Here is a 16,901-nt window from a genome sequence, read left to right on the forward strand (position 1 = left end):
ATAGCTGTTGGTACACCTACTGCAGCACCAATCATGTTTGGTGGGACTGATTCTCCAGGAATAATTGCGAGAAAAAGTGGGGCTAGACTAAAGCCAAAAATACCGGCAACAAAAAGGATGGAAAACATGGCAATAGATGTTTGTGTATAAAACACGAATGCAAGCATGAGCATGCCATAAACGGCGGAACAGGTAACAAGGACAGTACGTCGTCCGATATAATCTGAAATTGCAGGACCAGCAATCATACCTATAAAACCACCAAATCCCCATCCAGAAACAATCAAACCAGCTGTAGATAACGGCAAAGATTTTACCTGAGTGAGATACAAGGTAATAAAAGTTGAAAAAACAAAGAGTCCAGTCTGAAATAATGAGCCAATTAGAGTTGTCAGCCAAATATTACGATAACTGAAAACCTTCCAAATGTTTTTTTTCGGGAGGTTTTGTGAAGCGTGATGTGTAATAGGGGACGCTTTCATAGACTTCATTAACCAGTAAGTGATAATGAAACCAGGAATACCTAAAATGAAGAAAACCCAGTGCCAAGACATGTGTCCACTCATTTGAGTCGCAATAATTGGCCCGAATCCAATACCTAGCAAAGGGAAGAATGATTGATGTATACCAAGATTCAGTCCTTTCTTCTCAGGCCGAGAGAAATCGGATATTGCAGCCACACTACTACTGAATACGCCACCTTCTCCAACACCAAGAAGTCCTCGCACTATCAACATCTCACCAAAGCTTTTGACGACACCAGTAAAGCAAGTCATCAGTGAAAAAAATGCTGATGAAAAAATCAATACCTTTTTTCTGCCAACGGTATCTGACAGATTACCCAATCCCCATGACGAGATCGCCCAAGTCAGGGCGAGTACAGATGCGATAGCACCAGCTTGTAAGTTATTAAGATTCAACGCAGGTATCAATATAGGGAACAGATAAACTACTACTAATCGATCCAGCCCCACAACTCCGAAAAGTAGGGCTAGCATTATTACCATCCGTTTTTCGTAACGGATATCTTCAGGCGAAAATTTACTCATTATTTTATCCTCTTAATTATATTTCTAATTAGGCTTCTTCATCTTCTGAAGAGATTATGATTCCATTATCGAATAGGGGTACTTCATTCCGTTGTACTGGTCGTAAAGACTGATTATTAAAAATTAAGCGCGTAACATCATTTCGAGAATAGTGGCCAACTGGATCACCTGCTACTTTGGCGATTGTTATAGCATCGAGATGTATATCAGCATAAAGAATGCCTTCTTCGTCTTCGTTGAGTGGATGAACAAGGGATGCGCCATCAGGACCATAGATGCGAGTAAAACCACCACCGATTTTAAGCAGTTCTCGTTGTTCATCGCTTGAGCATAGAAGATCGATTGTGTCCTGTGAAACAGTTGCACATGGAGCAATTACATAGCACTGACCCTCGACAGCATAGGTACGTGAAACAGCTGTATTAACTTCTCCACCGATTGCTGGCGTGACTTCAGTATAAAGAGAGAAGCCTGGCCATGCCGCCACATGAATTTGCTCGTGTTGGCTGTACATGGCAAATTTTGTCAAGGGTTGAATATGCTCCCAACAACATAGAGCACCTAATTTACCAATTGACGTGTCGTGTACAGCAATATCACTACCGTCACCTTCACCGAAAACCAGACGTTCAGCCAGTGTAGGTTTAAGCTTGCGGCGAGTCGCAAGAGTTTTACCACTTTCATCAATAATCGCCTGTGACATATACAAGCTTCCGTTATCTTTCTCCGTAAACCCCATAACAACTTGAATCTGGTTATCAGAAGCTGCCTTCTCAAGCCTCTGATATTGTTCACTTCCAACGATAAGTGCCTGTTTATGGTAGTCATTCATAAATTGCATTGCCCATGCTGGAGTACCAAGCCAGACAAACCAAGGATAGCCTGGAAGAAAATTTTCAGGGAAAGCAACCAGACGTGCGCCGTTCTTCGCAGCTTCAGTAATTAGATCTATCGCTTTATCAATGCTGGCATTCAAATCCATATAGATAGGCGAAGCCTGAACTGCGGCAACGCGGGAGGAATGAAAATTTGTATTCATACTGAATTCCATGTAATTGAGATATTTTCTCTATCATTAGATAAATTCAGTGCATGGAGTGAACTCTACTTCCTGCTTGTTTTAACCTCAGTTATAACGAGGGCAAATTATTCGTTATTGCGAATAATAAGAGCTTAATGAACTGGACTTTTTAGCTTAAATCAAGGAACGAACAGAGTTATTAATGTATTGAAAGACTGACTATTTTATTTCTAAAAATAATTATAACTTATTGTCTTATATGGGAAATATACTTTTAATTGAAGAGTCGATTTAAATCATCTGATTTATTTTTATCATCTTGAGTGCTTGAAAACCCATTTATTGCTCAAATAAATGGGTTGAATATTACTTATTGGCTCAAATAAACTCACTGTAGTTAAATTTTTAAGAAAAATTAGCAGCTTGCAATAATATTCTAACTAAGTTCTCTGGTTGAGAAATGAAAGGTTCATGACCACTATCTAATGTTTGGATATCATCTATATTGGCACGACTTGCCATCAGAAGTTGTAATTCTGATGAAACCGCATTATCACGGGTACAATGAATATAGGTTTTGGGTAATGTTATGAAACCTTCACTCAATGTAACAGGGGTTACGACTGGCGTAATGGGTTGAGGCCGAAATTTTGGTAAAAAATGTTGGACAATTTGTGGTGAACAGTCATTAAAAAATGTACTGACAATACTGTCGGATAATAGGCGAGAAGCAAGTCCTGCATCAACCAATTCCACTTTAGGCCCACTCCCTGAAAGAGCATGGCCTTCTTTTGCCAGAGTAGCTACAGATTCACTAGAGCGAGGTAAAAAGGCACATACATAAACGAGCTGATGAAACAGATTCGGTGCTGCGGATGCAGCAGCCGTAATAGCGGCACCGCCCATACTATGTCCGACAAGAATTAATGGGCCTAAGGGCATTGATTTCGCTTGTGAGATAATCGCTTGTACATAAGTATCTAGTGTTACATTGGATATTGGTGTTTGATCATCTCCACTACCAGGTAGATCAAAAGCACGTGCAAAAATGCCTTGAGTTGTTAATTGTTGGATCACCTCATCCCACACCCAAGCGCCTTGCCAAGCCCCATGAACGAAAAGAAAATTGGGTTTACTTTTTTGTTCTGACAAATGTTGAGCTTGGTCTTTATTTTGTTGCATGAGTTTTACCTTTTAACACTAAGATGAATTAGGGAATTGCTACGAGTGCGATTCGTGTCTAAGTCCGGTAATTTATGCCAATAAATTATCGAGTTTGTTATTGAGTGTTTGTAAAGTCGAACCTGTTGCAGGCAATTGATGTACCTTATCGCCATCAACAAACAACAAAGTTGGAAAAGAGGATACGCCTAGCGCTCGACTTTTTGCAAAATCAGCCAAAGCTTGCTTTTGCCCAGATCCATTTTTTAAATCCAGTAATACGGCATTTTTATCCAGTCCACCAGCAGTTGCAATATCCGTGATGGTGGTGTGGTCAGATAGACTCAAACCACGAATATAAAAAGCATGTTGTAGCTCATGTGCCCAATGTATGGCTTTGTCTGGGGCATGATCTCGAAGTACAGCGAATGCTATACCTGCATCTAATGAATTTAAAATCATTGAGCCATCATTTAACAAAGTATCATATTCTTCACCAAAAACTGCGCCAGTTAAACTGGTAATTCGCTTGTTTGCCTCAGGAATATGAGGATAGTTCGAGATAGGTTGAGCATGATCCCCAACAAAAAGTCCGCCCGAAATAGCAGTGAATGCAATACGGTGTCGATTGGCTGCCTCAAATGCTTGCAGTTGTTTAGAGAAACCCCAACACCATCCGCAATAGGCATCCATGACGTAGACAATAGATTGAGATGAGAGATTAAATGGGTTCATCGATACATCCTTTAGAAATGGGTTTTGATGAATGATTGACTCTATTTGTTAGAGGTATTCATTGAACATTCAAGAATTGTATTGATGACTAAAACAAAGATATACTCTTTAAAAGTTAAATCATTGTTTACTAAATCGAGCAAATCATGGATCGTTTGACGTCGATACGCGTTTTTGTAGAAACTGTTGATCGAGGTACCATTAGTGCAGCGGCAAATGCTTTAGATATGTCACGTGCGATGGCAACACGCTATTTAGAACATTTAGAAGAATGGTTAGGAGTTCGATTACTGCACCGAACCACAAGAAAACTTTCGTTGAGTGAAGCTGGTGAAAAATTCTTAAAAAATTTCAGAGAAATGTTGGTCTTGACTGAGGATATTGTACTTCAGGCGGCACAGGGTGGCGAAGTTCAAGGGAAGTTACGTGTTACTTCTACACCATCCTTTACACAGGCTCAGCTCATGACTGCAATAGTCGATTTCCAAGCGCATTATCCTAAAGTTGAAATTGAGATGATGATGCTTGATGGTACAGTCGATTTAGTTGAAGATCGTATTGATTTAGCAATTCGACTCAGTAATCGAATAGAAGAAGGTTTAATTGCACGGCATTTGGCAGTCTGTCATTCAGTGATATGTGCTTCACCAGCTTATCTTAAGCGTATGGGAAAACCCCAGACGCTACAAGACTTGACAACACATCATGCGATTATTCACAGTACAAGATATTCTTCTTTTGATTTGTGGTTAGGCGAACAGCTAACGACAGTCGCTGTATCGTCTAAGTTGACAGCCAATGAAACATCTATCGTGCTTGCAGGTGCTTTAGCAGGTGCGGGGATTGCCATGCTGCCAACTTATTATATTGGTAAAGAACTTGCCAATGGCGAGTTGGAAGTCCTTTTACCTCAATATCAATTAGAGCCTTTAAATATCCAAGCGATTTATTTATCACGTCGTCATCAGCCTTTAGCGCTACGTTTACTGATTGATTTTTTGGCCGAAAGATTTGGTGGTGATATTGCTCCTTGGGATATGAAACACTTGAATTAATAATTAATTTCAAATTTTTTCAATTTTGAGATCAATGTCGTCGGATTTATTCCCAATAGCTTAGCTGCACCATCTTCCCCAAAAATTTTTCCTTCACATTGCTGTACGGCAGTTGTGAGATTTTGCACTTCTAAATCTTTCAGTTGTTGTACGGTTAACACTTGATTTGCAAGTTGAGCCTGCTTTTCTTGTGCTGTAATGGCTTTGCTTTGGGGGTGTTCTTCAAGTAAATATTGGAACGATACCATGCCTTGTTTAGCAGTAATCATGGCTCGCTCAATCACATTTTGTAGCTCACGGATATTACCCGGCCAGTCATATTGCTGTAATTCCAAAATATGTTTTTGTGAAAATGGTAAGTATTGCACTTTTCGCTGTTCACTAATCAGCTTGGTAAAATGGCTGACCAATAACGGGATATCTTCTTTACGATCTCGTAATGCTGGAGAGTAAATTGGGAAAACATTCAGGCGGAAATACAAGTCTTCACGGAAATGTTTGAGCTTTACTTCTTCTTTTAAATTACGGTTAGTTGCGGCAATAATCCGAACATCGACATGACGGGTTTTTTCTTCACCAACACGTTCAAAGGTGCCTTCTTGCAACACCCTCAGTAATTTACTTTGCAGCTCCAGTGGAATTTCACCAATTTCATCTAAAAACAAAGTACCTTGGTCTGCTAGTTCAAAACGTCCAGCCCGATCACGTATCGCTCCAGTAAATGCTCCTTTGACATGCCCGAAAAATTCACTTTCAAAGAGTTCTGATGGAATCGCAGCACAATTAACTCGTATCAATGGGTATTGTTTACGGTGACTAGATTGGTGAATAGCGCGTGCGATTAACTCTTTACCTGTACCAGATTCACCATAAATCATTACATTGGCATCGGTAGGGGCAACTACTTTGATTTTTTCAATAATTTGTAAGATAGATGCGCTATTTCCGACAATTTCATGATATTGATTTTCTTGTAAAATTTCTTCTTGCAGATATTCATTTTGCTGCTCAAGGCGACTTTTTAACTCTTGTAATTCACCTAGTGCATGGGTGAGTTGTTTTTCAGTATTGAGGCGGTCACTGATATCCCTAAATACCACCACTGCACCAATAATTTCACTGTCACGAATAATAGGAGTGCTGGTAAATTCTACTGGAAAATAACTACCATCACGCCGCCAAAAAATTTCCTGTATTCCTTCATGTACCACTCCATCGTGAACCGCTGCATAAATTGGGCAGTCTTCAACAGGATAGTGTTCACCATTTTCATGAGTATGATGGTGAATTTTGTGAATATTTTTACCAAGTACATTCTCAGGTTGTAGCCCTAGCATTTTTGCACCAACAGGATTTATGAAAGTACATAAGCCTTGTTGATTGATACTGTAAATACCATCTCCTACGGAGCTAAGTAATAAATGTTTACCAGTATCGGAGTCGATAAAAAGTTCTTGCAGTGCTTGCCATTCCTTAATTCCAGCACGAATCATTTTGTCAGCATTTTTATTCAGTTGGCGTAGTTCAAGATCTTTGACATCAACCAATGACCAGATCAATAAAGTTTTATTTTTATAGGGAATGGAAACAGAACTGATATCCAGCTGAATTTTTTCACCATTTTTATCGAAGGCATACATTTCATTATTCCATGCAAATCCTTTATCTAATGTTTCTTCTGTAAATGCCATTAAGTGAGGAAGTTGACTGAAATGTCCGAAGATTGATGTAACAGTTTTTTGGATCAATTCATGACGTTCATAGCGCAGCAAACGTGTTGCACTGATATTGACATCGACAAACTGGTTTTGATGTGGGTCCAGTATCAGTAAAGCCTGTGAGGTATGTTCGAAGGCCAATGGTCGTATCGAATTCTCAGAAGTCACCCAGTCTGAAATAAAATCGCTATTGTTCATGCTATGAAATTTCATATTTTTTACTATGAAATTTCATATTACTACGAAAAATCATAATTATCTAGTGTTTTATTTTTAAGCAATAAAAACTTTTTATAAAAATTAATTTTTATATTTCAATACGTTAAAAATAAATTTCAAATAAAAACTAAACTTGGCACAGCTCTCGCAATAACTCTATCAAACCAAACACTGGTTGATTGCAAATAGCATTATACGAGGAGCTGCTATGCCAAAAGTTGATATTGAACAATACAAAGATGGTGATTTTCTTGTCGATTATGAAGAAAAGGTCTTTGAGGATGTAAAAGCGCAGCCGGGCGAAAAAGCTTTAGTGACTTTTCACACCATGGCTTTTGAAGGATCAATTGGTTTGGTCAATGTGCTGCAAGCTAAACGCTTATTACGCAAAGGTTTTGGAACCAAAATTTTGCTTTATGGACCAGGTGTGCAATTGGGGGTGCAACGTGGTTTCCCAACTCTCGGTGCGGAAGCTTTTCCGGGGCATTTGGCTGTGAATAATCAGTTAAAAGCTTTTATGGAAGAAGGTGGTGAAGTGTATGCCTGCCGTTTCGCATTGCAAGCTTTATATGGCCAAACTGAAAAAGCATTGATTGCTGGTATTCGCCCAATCAATCCTTTGGATGTGATGGATTTGAAATTGTTAATGCGCCGTGACAATGCGTTGATCATTGACACTTGGACTGTTTAAAAGCTTGAGAAGAAAGGGGAATAAGTCATGAGTCGAATCGTTAAAGCTGCCGCAGTGCAATGTAGTCCGGTGTTATATAGCCAAAAAGCCACGGTGCAAAAAGTCTGTGACATTATTTTGGAGTTAGGCAAACAAGGTGTGCAGTTTGCAGTTTTTCCTGAAACAGTAGTGCCTTATTACCCTTATTTTTCTTTTGTGCAACCGCCATTTGCAATGGGCAAAGAACATCTTAAATTGCTCAATGAATCGGTCGTCGTGCCATCAGAAGCGACTTTTGCCATTGGACAGGCTTGTCGAGACGCCAATATGGTGGTGTCAATTGGGATTAACGAACGTGTAGGCGGCACAATTTATAACGCACAGTTGTTGTTTGATGCGGATGGTTCGATTATTCAGCACCGTCGCAAAATCACGCCGACTTATCATGAACGCATGGTATGGGGACAAGGCGATGGTAGTGGTTTACGTGCTATTGATTCAGCTGTTGGACGCATTGGTTCATTGGCGTGTTGGGAGCATTATAACCCATTGGCGCGTTTTGCCTTGATGGCAGATGGTGAGCAAATTCATGCTGCCATGTTCCCCGGTTCATTGGTCGGTCAGGTGTTTGCCGATCAGATTAGTGCCACTATTCAACATCATGCCTTAGAGTCGGGTTGTTTTGTGGTCAATGCCACTGCGTGGTTACACCCTGAGCAACAGCAGCAAATTATGCAAGATACAGGTTGTGAGTTAGCTCCAATCTCGGGTGGTTGCTTTACTGCCATTGTTTCACCCGAAGGTAAATTTTTAGCACCGCCAATTACACAAGGCGAAGGCTATTGCATTGCTGATCTTGATTTTAGCTTGATTGATAAACGTAAACGCATGATGGATTCAGTTGGGCATTACAGCCGGCCAGAGTTGTTAAGTGTGTTGATTGACCGTCGTCCAACACAGGTGTTGCACGAACTGAAAGTTGAAACCTCAGATCAGGCACATCTAGAAAAACTTTCCAGATTTAACGAAGAACAGGTTTAAACCGTAGCAAGCCAATAGCGAAGATAGGGGGCGAGTATGTCTGCAATACAACTGTTGACCGATTTGCAATGTAACGGTCTGAAATGGGAAGGTGAGTTTGGTCTATCTCGTAAGGGCGGTGCAGGGCCAAGCGATCATAAGGCTTTGAGTCTCGATGGGCAGACCATGATGATTCCTATACTAAATTTGGCTGCGCAAGAGTCGCCTTATAGTGCCCAAGTAGAACCTGATTCGGATAAGGTCATTATTTTTAAGAACCGTATTCCTGTGGCGACTTTAACTGCGCCATCTCGCCCACGGTTTTACGATTTACAGACGGCTGAGGGTATTTCATACGAGCAAATTGCCACCTTGCACAGCCATGATGTGTTAGCCACCACGGTTTTACAGCATTGCATCCGTATGAACGATAAAAGCACCGCATGTCAGTTTTGCTCGATTGATCAATCGCTCAAAGGCGGGCGAACACTGATTCGAAAACGCCCTGAGCAGTTGGCAGAAGTAGCTAAAGCTGCGGTAGAACTTGATGGTGTGAAACAAATGGTGATTACCACAGGTACACCCAATACCCCTGATCGTGGTGCAGAAATTCTATATGACAGTGTGAAAGCCATTCGTACTGAAGTGGATTTGCCGATACAGGTGCAATGTGAACCACCTGATGATTTTGCATGGTTTCAAAAACTTAAAGATGTGGGGGCAGTATCTATTGGTATGCACCTTGAAGCGGTGAGTGATCGGGTACGTCATCAAATTATGCCGGGCAAAGCCGAAGTGTCCTTAGATACCTATTTTTCAGCTTTTAAAGCAGCAGTTGCAGTGTTTGGGCGTGGTCAGGTCAGCACCTACATTTTGGCAGGCTTGGGCGACACTGAACAAGAAATCATCGAGATGACTGGCAAACTGACTGAAATGGGTGTGTATCCCTTTGTGGTGCCTTTCGTGCCAATTGCGGGAACAGCGCTGGAGCATCATGCCAAACCTGATCAAGCCTTTATGCAATCGCTTTATCCAAAAATTGGACAGCAACTACGCCAACAGGGCTTGAACTCGGAAGATACCCAAGCCGGTTGTGCCAAGTGTGGGGCATGTTCCTCACTGAAAGCCTACGAGTAGGAGGTCATGATGGAACTTTCACGTTATCCATGGTTGCTTGAACTGAATGAAGAACTGAAACAGTTTGTGAGCGATGACATCATCATCAAAGTGGTCTCGGAAGATTGGGAACGTCGTCAATATTACCGACTCCGTGAAGCCACCTTTCGTGATGAACAAAAGATTTTAAAAGAAGATCGTGATGAATACGACTTCAATGCTTTAGGCATTGTCGCCATTGGAAATATGTTTGGAGAACATGATCGTGTGGTGGGCGCGGTACGTATTTTCCCCGATGGCAAAAATACATGGTGGGGTGGGCGCTTATGTGTCGAACCTTTGTATCGCCACCATCATGCTATTGGTAAAGCTTTGATTAATGCCGCCGTGACCACCGCGAAAAATTTAGGCTGTCAGACTTTTTTAGCCACCGTACAGCAGCAGAATGAACGCTATTTCCAAAAACTGTGCTGGGACAGTATGCGTGAGTTACAGGTGGCTAATATTCCACATGTCTTAATGCAGGCACAAATTAAACACTATCCGCTACAACACGTGTCTATGCAGGCCTATATGCAGAAAGAGGTGGGATGATGTCACTTAATCAACTGCTTGAATTTTTACGGCATACCCCCGCAATGCTCTCTAAACAGGCAATTGCCGAAAGCGTGTCTATGCCCAATGTCGAGGGTGTAAACACATTGCAAGCGCTGTATGCCTATCCCGGTGATGACACAGCAGCCGTTGCCTTACAAGATCAATATTTGTTGCATGCCTGTGAGGGAATGTTGCCGAGTTTTGTTGCCAATCATCCTTATTTTGCAGGCTGGTCGGCAGTTATGGCGAATGTCAGTGATATTGCTGCAATGGGCGGACAGGCATTGTCGGTAGTGAACAGCATTTGGCATCGTGACACGGAACAAGCGCAACTGTTAATGCAAGGTATGCAAGATGCCTGTGCTGCGTATGGTGTGGCGTTGGTGGGTGGGCATAGCAATATTGGCATGCAGTATCAACCGACATTGTCGGTGGCAATTCAGGGTACGGCACAAAAATTATTGTCGATTTTGCATGTCAAACCGCAACAGAAAATTTTGATTGCTCTCAATTTACATGGGCAATTTCACCCTAACACGGTGTATTGGAAATGCTTTGAACGTGTCTCAGGAGGTATTTTGCAGGCGCAATTGGCCGTGCTACCACAACTGGCGGAACAAGGTTTGGCCCACGCTGCACGTGATATTAGCAATGCAGGTATTTTGGGCAGTTTATTGATGCTACTCGAAGCCACTGGAAGTGGTGCAAACATTGATCTTGATCGTATTCCAAAACCAGATGGGGTGGATTGGCAAACATGGCTGCAAATTTTCCCCAGCTACGGCTTTTTACTGACTGCCGATGAAGATGAATGCCAAGACATGATTGAACTGTTTGAAAGTCAGGACATTTGCTGCGCCGTGATTGGCGAATGCAATGCCACTGGAAAAATTCAGATTTACCATCAAGCACACAGTGCCTGCTTTTGGGATTTTCAGCAACAACGCTTTACTGGCTTTGATTATGCCGACATTTTAAAAAAGTTAATGGCTCAGTCGAGTGCGATTGAGCTGATGAATCAGGAGGCCAAGTATGCCTAGTGTCAATTTTACCGTGAAATGGCCCAATGGTGAGCATGTGCAATATTACTCACCCTCCACCGTGATTTATGACTATCTGGTGGCGGGAGAAAGTTATCCCGCAGCACATTTTTTAAAGCAGGCTGAGAATGGTTTGAATGCTGCTTCGGAGAGAGTCAGAGCACGTTACGGTTTTGCTTGTAGCTCAGCAATGGATAGTTTAGCCACCATTAAACGGCAAGCTCAAATTTTTGCCGTACAAGCAGATGAACAAATCGAAATTACTGAAATGAGCAAAGAATAAGGGGAACAAAATGTTAACGTTAAATATTCAAGCACAGGAATTACAGTCGAATTATGATGTTGTGATTGTCGGTGGGGGACAGGCAGGATTATGTATTAGTCACTACCTCCAAAAAGCGGGTATTGATCATGTGGTTCTGGAAAAAGAATCAGAATTGACACATGCGTGGCGCCAAAAGCGATGGGATAATTTTACTCTTGTAACTCCAAATTGGCAGTGTTTACTTCCTGATCATCCTTATAATGGTAATGATCCCGATGGTTTTATGAAGAAAAATGAAATCGTTGAATATTTAGATAGTTTTATTGAAAAGCTGAATCCTCCAGCACTGTTAAATGTACAGGTGACACATGTTGCCAAAGTTGCACCCCAACAATTTGAAATTGAAACTAATTTAGGAAAAACTACGGCTAAGCAATTGGTAGTAGCAGCTGGTGGTTATCACACGCCGATTTATCCAAAACTCAGTGAGACTTTGCCTGAAAATGTGTTGGTGATACATTCGGAGCAATATTTTAATGTTGATCAACTTCCTGAAGGCAATGTATTGGTTGTTGGTTCGGGTCAGTCCGGTGCACAAATTGCTGAGGACATTCATTTGGCTGGTAAAAAGGTTTATCTTTCAACAGGAGATGCACCGCGATGTGCGCGTTTTTATCGTGGTAAAGATGTAGTGACATGGTTATTTGAAATGGGTTACTACGAAACTACGGTAAAAGATCATCGTTATAGCGAAGAAGTACGCAATAGTACTAATCATTATGTGACTGGGCGTGATGGCGGGCGTGACATTGACTTACGCAAATTTGCTTTAGAAGGGATGCAATTGCTTGGACGTTTTGAGGACTTTCAAAACGGGCAGTTGGTTTTCCGTCCTGATTTAAACCAAAATTTGAAAATGGCAGACGCAACTTATAACCGCATTAATGCCTCTATAGATGATTATATAGCAAAGAACAATATAACAACTGATGAGCCAGCATCGGTTTATCACCACCTTTGGATACCTGAGCAAGAAATTACCCATATTGATTTAGCTGCTGAAAATATTACCTCAATTATTTGGTGTATTGGTTTTAGACCAGATTATTCGTGGATAGACTTAGACATTTTCCAAAATAATGGTTATCCAATGCATGATCGTGGTATTACCGTTGACTCTGATGTGTGCTTTATTGGTTTACCATGGTTGAATACTTGGGGGTCTGGTCGTTTTATGGATGTAGGGAAAGATGCGAAATATATTGTTGATCATATTAAAAACAATACAAAATTTTTAAAGAAGAAGGATGTTGAACCATCCCTTGAAAATTGCCCTTAATTTATTAATTTTAAGAAAACTAGAATAAAAAAGCCTATATATGGGCTTTTTTATTCTTTTAAAACTATCTTTTTTAAAATTATGTGCTCTATAACAAAGCAAAATTTATGGAATTAAAAGCCTTCCGTATCTGGTTTTTTAATAATCATTTTGTCCGATATGCGGACATTGAAATCATTAATCGGTTTTTACTGAAATTTATCTATATCAAAAGTGCTCTAAAAAAAATAATTTATGGATCAGGATATGGAGAAAATGTGATGGAAAACTTAACTACACAAGTTGCAATTATTGGATCAGGCCCAGCAGGACTATTGCTTGGACAACTTTTATATAAAGCTGGTATTTCACACATTATTATTGAGCAACGTAGCGCAGATTATGTTGCAGCACGTATTCGAGCAGGAATATTAGAGCAAGTCTCGGTTGATTTGTTGCAACAGGCTGGAGTTGACGAAAATCTAAAAAAATTTGGAATACCTCATGAAGGAATTGAAATTCTAACTAATGGCTTGAAACATCGAGTAGATTTATCTGCTTTAACTCAAGGTAAACAAGTTACAGTATATGGTCAAACAGAAGTCACAAAAGACTTAATGCATGCCAGAGAAGCAGCAGATTTATGTACTTATTATGAGGCTCAAAATGTTCAAATTCATGATTTCGAGAAACAGCAACCGTATGTAACTTTTCAGAAGAATGGTCAGTCTTTTCGTTTGACTTGTGATTTTATTGCAGGGTGTGATGGTTATCATGGTGTGTGTCGAGCAAGCGTACCACAAGATAAAATTAAAACATTTGAAAAGGTTTATCCATTTGGCTGGTTAGGAGTACTAGCAGATGTACCACCTGTTTCAGATGAGTTGATTTATGTTCAGTCAGAACGCGGATTTGCTTTATGCAGTATGCGTTCAAAAACTCGTAGTCGTTATTATTTACAAGTTCCTGTGACAGACCATGTAGAAGAATGGTCTGATGAAAGGTTTTGGAATGAATTAAAAAGTCGCCTTGATGAAGAAAGTTGCAATAATTTAGTGATAGGTGCTTCTATTGAAAAAAGCATTGCACCTTTACGTAGTTTTGTTACTGAACCGATGAGATTTGGAAAACTATTTCTGGCAGGAGATGCGGCACATATCGTACCGCCTACAGGGGCAAAAGGTTTAAATCTAGCTGCATCTGATATTGCCTATTTATCGAGTGCTTTAATTGAGTTCTATCAAAGAAATTCGACACAAGGCATCGATGAGTATTCTGAAAAATGTTTGAAACGTGTTTGGAAAGCAGAGCGCTTTTCATGGTGGATGACACATTTACTGCATCGTTTTGAAACTGAAACTGAATTCGATCATAAAATTAAGCAGGCTGAACTGAACTATATTTTAGATTCTAATGCTGGGCTTACGACATTGGCCGAAAATTATGTAGGTTTACCTTATTAGGATAAAGCTATACCTAAATATGAAGAAATCATTGTAATACAAGAGCATAGTCGATCTTATTTCTTCCTAAAAAATAAGATTAGACGATATTAAACAATGAAGCAGATGGATTGCTTCTTTAAAAAGGGATATACCATGAGTTTAGCGCAGAGTTTTAACCAACAATTTATCAATGGACAATGGATTAAAGGTTCATCGAATAAAATTGTAACGAATACCAACCCTTATACTCATCAGCATATTGATGATATTCAAGGAGCAAGCCAACAAGATGTTGATGCAGCATATCAAGCTGCGCAATCAGCGTTTAAATCGTGGCAAAAAACCACTGTGAGTGAACGTCAAGCTCTGATTGAACGTATTATTGCAGTGATTACACAACATCGTGAATCTCTTGTAGATTGGTTAATAAATGAAGCTGGAAGTTCAAGACTCAAAGCGAATATTGAAGTAGATGCGGCACTTAAAATTTCTCAAGCATCTTTAAAATATGCGAATGCTGTAAATGAGGTAATTGATTTAAAACCTGCTCATGATGGACAAGTTAGTCAAGTATTCCATAAGGCTTTAGGTGTAATTACAGTTATAAGTCCTTGGAATTTCCCTTTCCATTTGAGCATGCGATCGGTGATTCCTGCAATTGCTTTGGGTAATACTATTGTTCTTAAACCAGCAAGTGATACGCCTGTGACAGGTGGGTTGATTATTGCCAAAATTTTTGAATTGGCAAATGCCCCTGCGGGTGTGTTGAATGTAATTGTCGGGGCAGGCAGTGAAATTGGCGACTATGTGGTTGAGCATGATACAAGCAAGTTTATTTCATTTACTGGTTCAACACAGATCGGCAAGCGAGTAGCTGAAAAAGCTATGTCTGCCAGACGGATTAAACGTGTTGGCTTAGAACTTGGAGGCAATGCGCCATTAGTAATTTTGGACGATGCTGATTTAGACCTTGCAGTGAATTTAACGGTAATGGGACGCTTTTTGCATCAAGGGCAAATTTGTATGAGTACCAATCGCGTCATCATTGATGAAAAGATTTATGATCAATACCTAGAAAAATTACGTCCTGCTTTGGCAAACATTAAAGTTGGTGATCCAGCCAATGAAGAGACTCTAGTTGGGCCAATTATTAACAATCAGCAAACTGACAATCTTCGCCGTATTATTCAGCAAGCACAAAATGAAGGCGCATCGTTATTCTTTGACGGTGGAATTGAGGGCAATTTGGTTGGACCTCATGTGTTTGTTAATGTCGAACCAGATTTTGCTGTGGCGAAAGAAGAAAGTTTTGGTCCAGTTCTGCCAATTTTAAAAGCACGTGATGAAGCTCATGCACTTGAACTTGCCAATGACACTGAATTTGGTTTATCGAGTGCGGTGTGTACTTCAAATCATGAACGTGGAGTGAAATTTGCATTGGGGATTGAAGCAGGTATGTCCCATATTAATGAGATTTCAGTTGCCGATCATCCTAACGCCCCATTTGGCGGTGAAAAGAACTCAGGTCTAGGCCGTTTCAATGATCAATGGATCGTTGAAGAATATACGACTACCCATTGGGTTACGGCGCAAAAATAAAACTTGGTATCTGATTAAGCTTAGATACATTTTGTTTTAGATGTTATTTCACTTGGAATCTATAGCATCCTATTTTTAGGGTGCTATTGGTTCAGACGAAAGGAAATGTGAATAAGACGCTTGTTTTTATAAAAATATAATCTGATACAGGATGTTGAGATATGACAAATTTTACTGAGATTACTGCAGCTGTGACCCAAAGCAAAGGTGCAGATTTTGAACTCAGGCAACTTCAGATTCGTGAACCCCAAGATGATGAGGTTTTGGTAAAAATCGTAGCAACAGGTATGTGTCATACCGATTTAATTGTTAGAGATCAATATTATCCTGTTCCTTTGCCAGCGGTATTAGGACATGAAGGGTCGGGAATTGTAGAAGCGATTGGTCCAAATGTGAAAGATTTAGCAATCGGTGATCATGTAGTTCTTAGTTATGGATATTGTGGGATTTGTGAGCAATGTGGCAGTGGGAATCCTGCATATTGTCAGGACTTTTTTGGTCGTAACTTTGGTGGCACTGATCCCGAAGGGAATTCTGCAATTTGTACACACGATCATCATAAAGTACATGACCATTTTTTTGGGCAATCTTCATTTGCAACCTATGCGATCAGCCGTGAAAATAATGCAGTAAAAGTCACTCAAGATGTGCCTTTAGAATTATTGGGTCCATTGGGATGTGGAATACAGACAGGCGCAGGTGCAGTCATAAATGCATTAGGTGTTAGACCTGCCAGCAGCTTTGTGACATGGGGTGCAGGTGCCGTTGGATTAAGTGCATTGCTTGCTGCAAAAGTATGTGGAGCAACTACGATCATTGCTGTCGATATTGTGGAGTCCCGTTTAACGCTTGCAAAAGAACTAGGGGCAACAC

At 40.4% G+C, this 16,901-nt stretch carries 16 protein-coding genes; 11 read left to right on the top strand and 5 right to left on the bottom strand.

Annotated features, from left to right (window positions below; all coding sequences use genetic code 11):
• The 4 genes from C1642_RS17605 to C1642_RS17620 form a co-directional block, all read right to left on the bottom strand.
• A partial coding sequence (locus C1642_RS17605) for an MFS transporter (protein ID WP_228153973.1) occupies positions 1-1,049 on the bottom strand: 1,049 nt, incomplete at its 3' end.
• 28 nt (positions 1,050-1,077) lie between these two features.
• A complete protein-coding gene (locus tag C1642_RS17610; protein WP_103236661.1) occupies positions 1,078-2,088 on the bottom strand; it encodes a carbon-nitrogen hydrolase family protein in 1,011 nt (336 codons plus the stop codon).
• 387 nt (positions 2,089-2,475) lie between these two features.
• Positions 2,476-3,252, bottom strand: a complete 777-nt coding sequence (locus C1642_RS17615) for an alpha/beta fold hydrolase (protein ID WP_103236662.1) — start codon at positions 3,250-3,252, stop codon at positions 2,476-2,478.
• A gap of 72 nt (positions 3,253-3,324) precedes the next feature.
• A complete protein-coding gene (locus tag C1642_RS17620) occupies positions 3,325-3,966 on the bottom strand; it encodes a DsbA family protein (protein WP_103236663.1) in 642 nt (213 codons plus the stop codon).
• Positions 3,967-4,112: 146 nt separating this feature from the next.
• Here C1642_RS17620 and C1642_RS17625 point away from each other — a divergent pair, with 146 nt between their 5' ends.
• Positions 4,113-5,021 carry a LysR family transcriptional regulator gene (locus tag C1642_RS17625; protein WP_103236664.1) on the top strand — a complete coding sequence of 303 codons (909 nt, stop codon included), beginning with the start codon at positions 4,113-4,115 and terminating at the stop codon, positions 5,019-5,021.
• Here C1642_RS17625 and C1642_RS17630 read toward each other — a convergent pair.
• Entirely contained in the window at positions 5,018-6,952 is a 1,935-nt protein-coding gene (locus tag C1642_RS17630; RefSeq protein ID WP_039252190.1) for a sigma 54-interacting transcriptional regulator, read from the bottom strand. The two genes, C1642_RS17625 and C1642_RS17630, sit on opposite strands and share 4 nt — an antisense overlap.
• Before the next feature lie 214 nt (positions 6,953-7,166).
• Between C1642_RS17630 and C1642_RS17635 the strand changes: the two genes are divergently transcribed.
• From C1642_RS17635 to C1642_RS17680, 10 genes are all read left to right on the top strand, one after another.
• Complete coding sequence (locus tag C1642_RS17635; protein ID WP_103236665.1) at positions 7,167-7,649, top strand: MSMEG_0572/Sll0783 family nitrogen starvation response protein; 483 nt, start codon at positions 7,167-7,169, stop codon at positions 7,647-7,649.
• A 27-nt stretch (positions 7,650-7,676) separates the two neighbouring features.
• Positions 7,677-8,669, top strand: a complete 993-nt coding sequence (locus tag C1642_RS17640) for a Nit6803 family nitrilase (RefSeq protein WP_103236666.1) — start codon at positions 7,677-7,679, stop codon at positions 8,667-8,669.
• A gap of 36 nt (positions 8,670-8,705) precedes the next feature.
• Positions 8,706-9,785: an MSMEG_0568 family radical SAM protein gene (locus tag C1642_RS17645; protein ID WP_068614558.1), complete on the top strand. Its 1,080-nt coding sequence runs from the start codon at positions 8,706-8,708 to the stop codon at positions 9,783-9,785.
• A 9-nt stretch (positions 9,786-9,794) separates the two neighbouring features.
• Entirely contained in the window at positions 9,795-10,358 is a 564-nt protein-coding gene (locus C1642_RS17650; protein ID WP_068614561.1) for an MSMEG_0567/Sll0786 family nitrogen starvation N-acetyltransferase, read from the top strand.
• Positions 10,355-11,401 carry a sll0787 family AIR synthase-like protein gene (locus C1642_RS17655; RefSeq protein WP_025470049.1) on the top strand — a complete coding sequence of 349 codons (1,047 nt, stop codon included), beginning with the start codon at positions 10,355-10,357 and terminating at the stop codon, positions 11,399-11,401. The genes C1642_RS17650 and C1642_RS17655 overlap by 4 nt, the downstream gene beginning before the upstream one ends.
• The gene (locus C1642_RS17660; protein WP_005131648.1) at positions 11,394-11,684 is read left to right on the top strand and encodes an MSMEG_0570 family nitrogen starvation response protein; all 291 of its coding nucleotides are present in this window, start codon (positions 11,394-11,396) and stop codon (positions 11,682-11,684) included. The genes C1642_RS17655 and C1642_RS17660 overlap by 8 nt, the downstream gene beginning before the upstream one ends.
• Positions 11,685-11,694: 10 nt before the next feature.
• A complete protein-coding gene (locus C1642_RS17665) occupies positions 11,695-13,005 on the top strand; it encodes an MSMEG_0569 family flavin-dependent oxidoreductase (RefSeq protein ID WP_103236667.1) in 1,311 nt (436 codons plus the stop codon).
• 260 nt (positions 13,006-13,265) lie between these two features.
• The gene (gene pobA, locus C1642_RS17670) at positions 13,266-14,447 is read left to right on the top strand and encodes a 4-hydroxybenzoate 3-monooxygenase (RefSeq protein WP_025470050.1); all 1,182 of its coding nucleotides are present in this window, start codon (positions 13,266-13,268) and stop codon (positions 14,445-14,447) included.
• Positions 14,448-14,543: 96 nt separating this feature from the next.
• Positions 14,544-16,028, top strand: a complete 1,485-nt coding sequence (locus C1642_RS17675) for an aldehyde dehydrogenase family protein (RefSeq protein WP_103236668.1) — start codon at positions 14,544-14,546, stop codon at positions 16,026-16,028.
• 161 nt (positions 16,029-16,189) lie between these two features.
• Positions 16,190-16,901: NAD(P)-dependent alcohol dehydrogenase (locus C1642_RS17680; protein ID WP_146035352.1), on the top strand; the 712-nt coding region annotated here is incomplete at its 3' end.

Source organism: Acinetobacter sp. AKBS16, assembly GCF_002899995.1.
Taxonomy (GTDB): Bacteria; Pseudomonadota; Gammaproteobacteria; order Pseudomonadales; family Moraxellaceae; genus Acinetobacter; species Acinetobacter baumannii.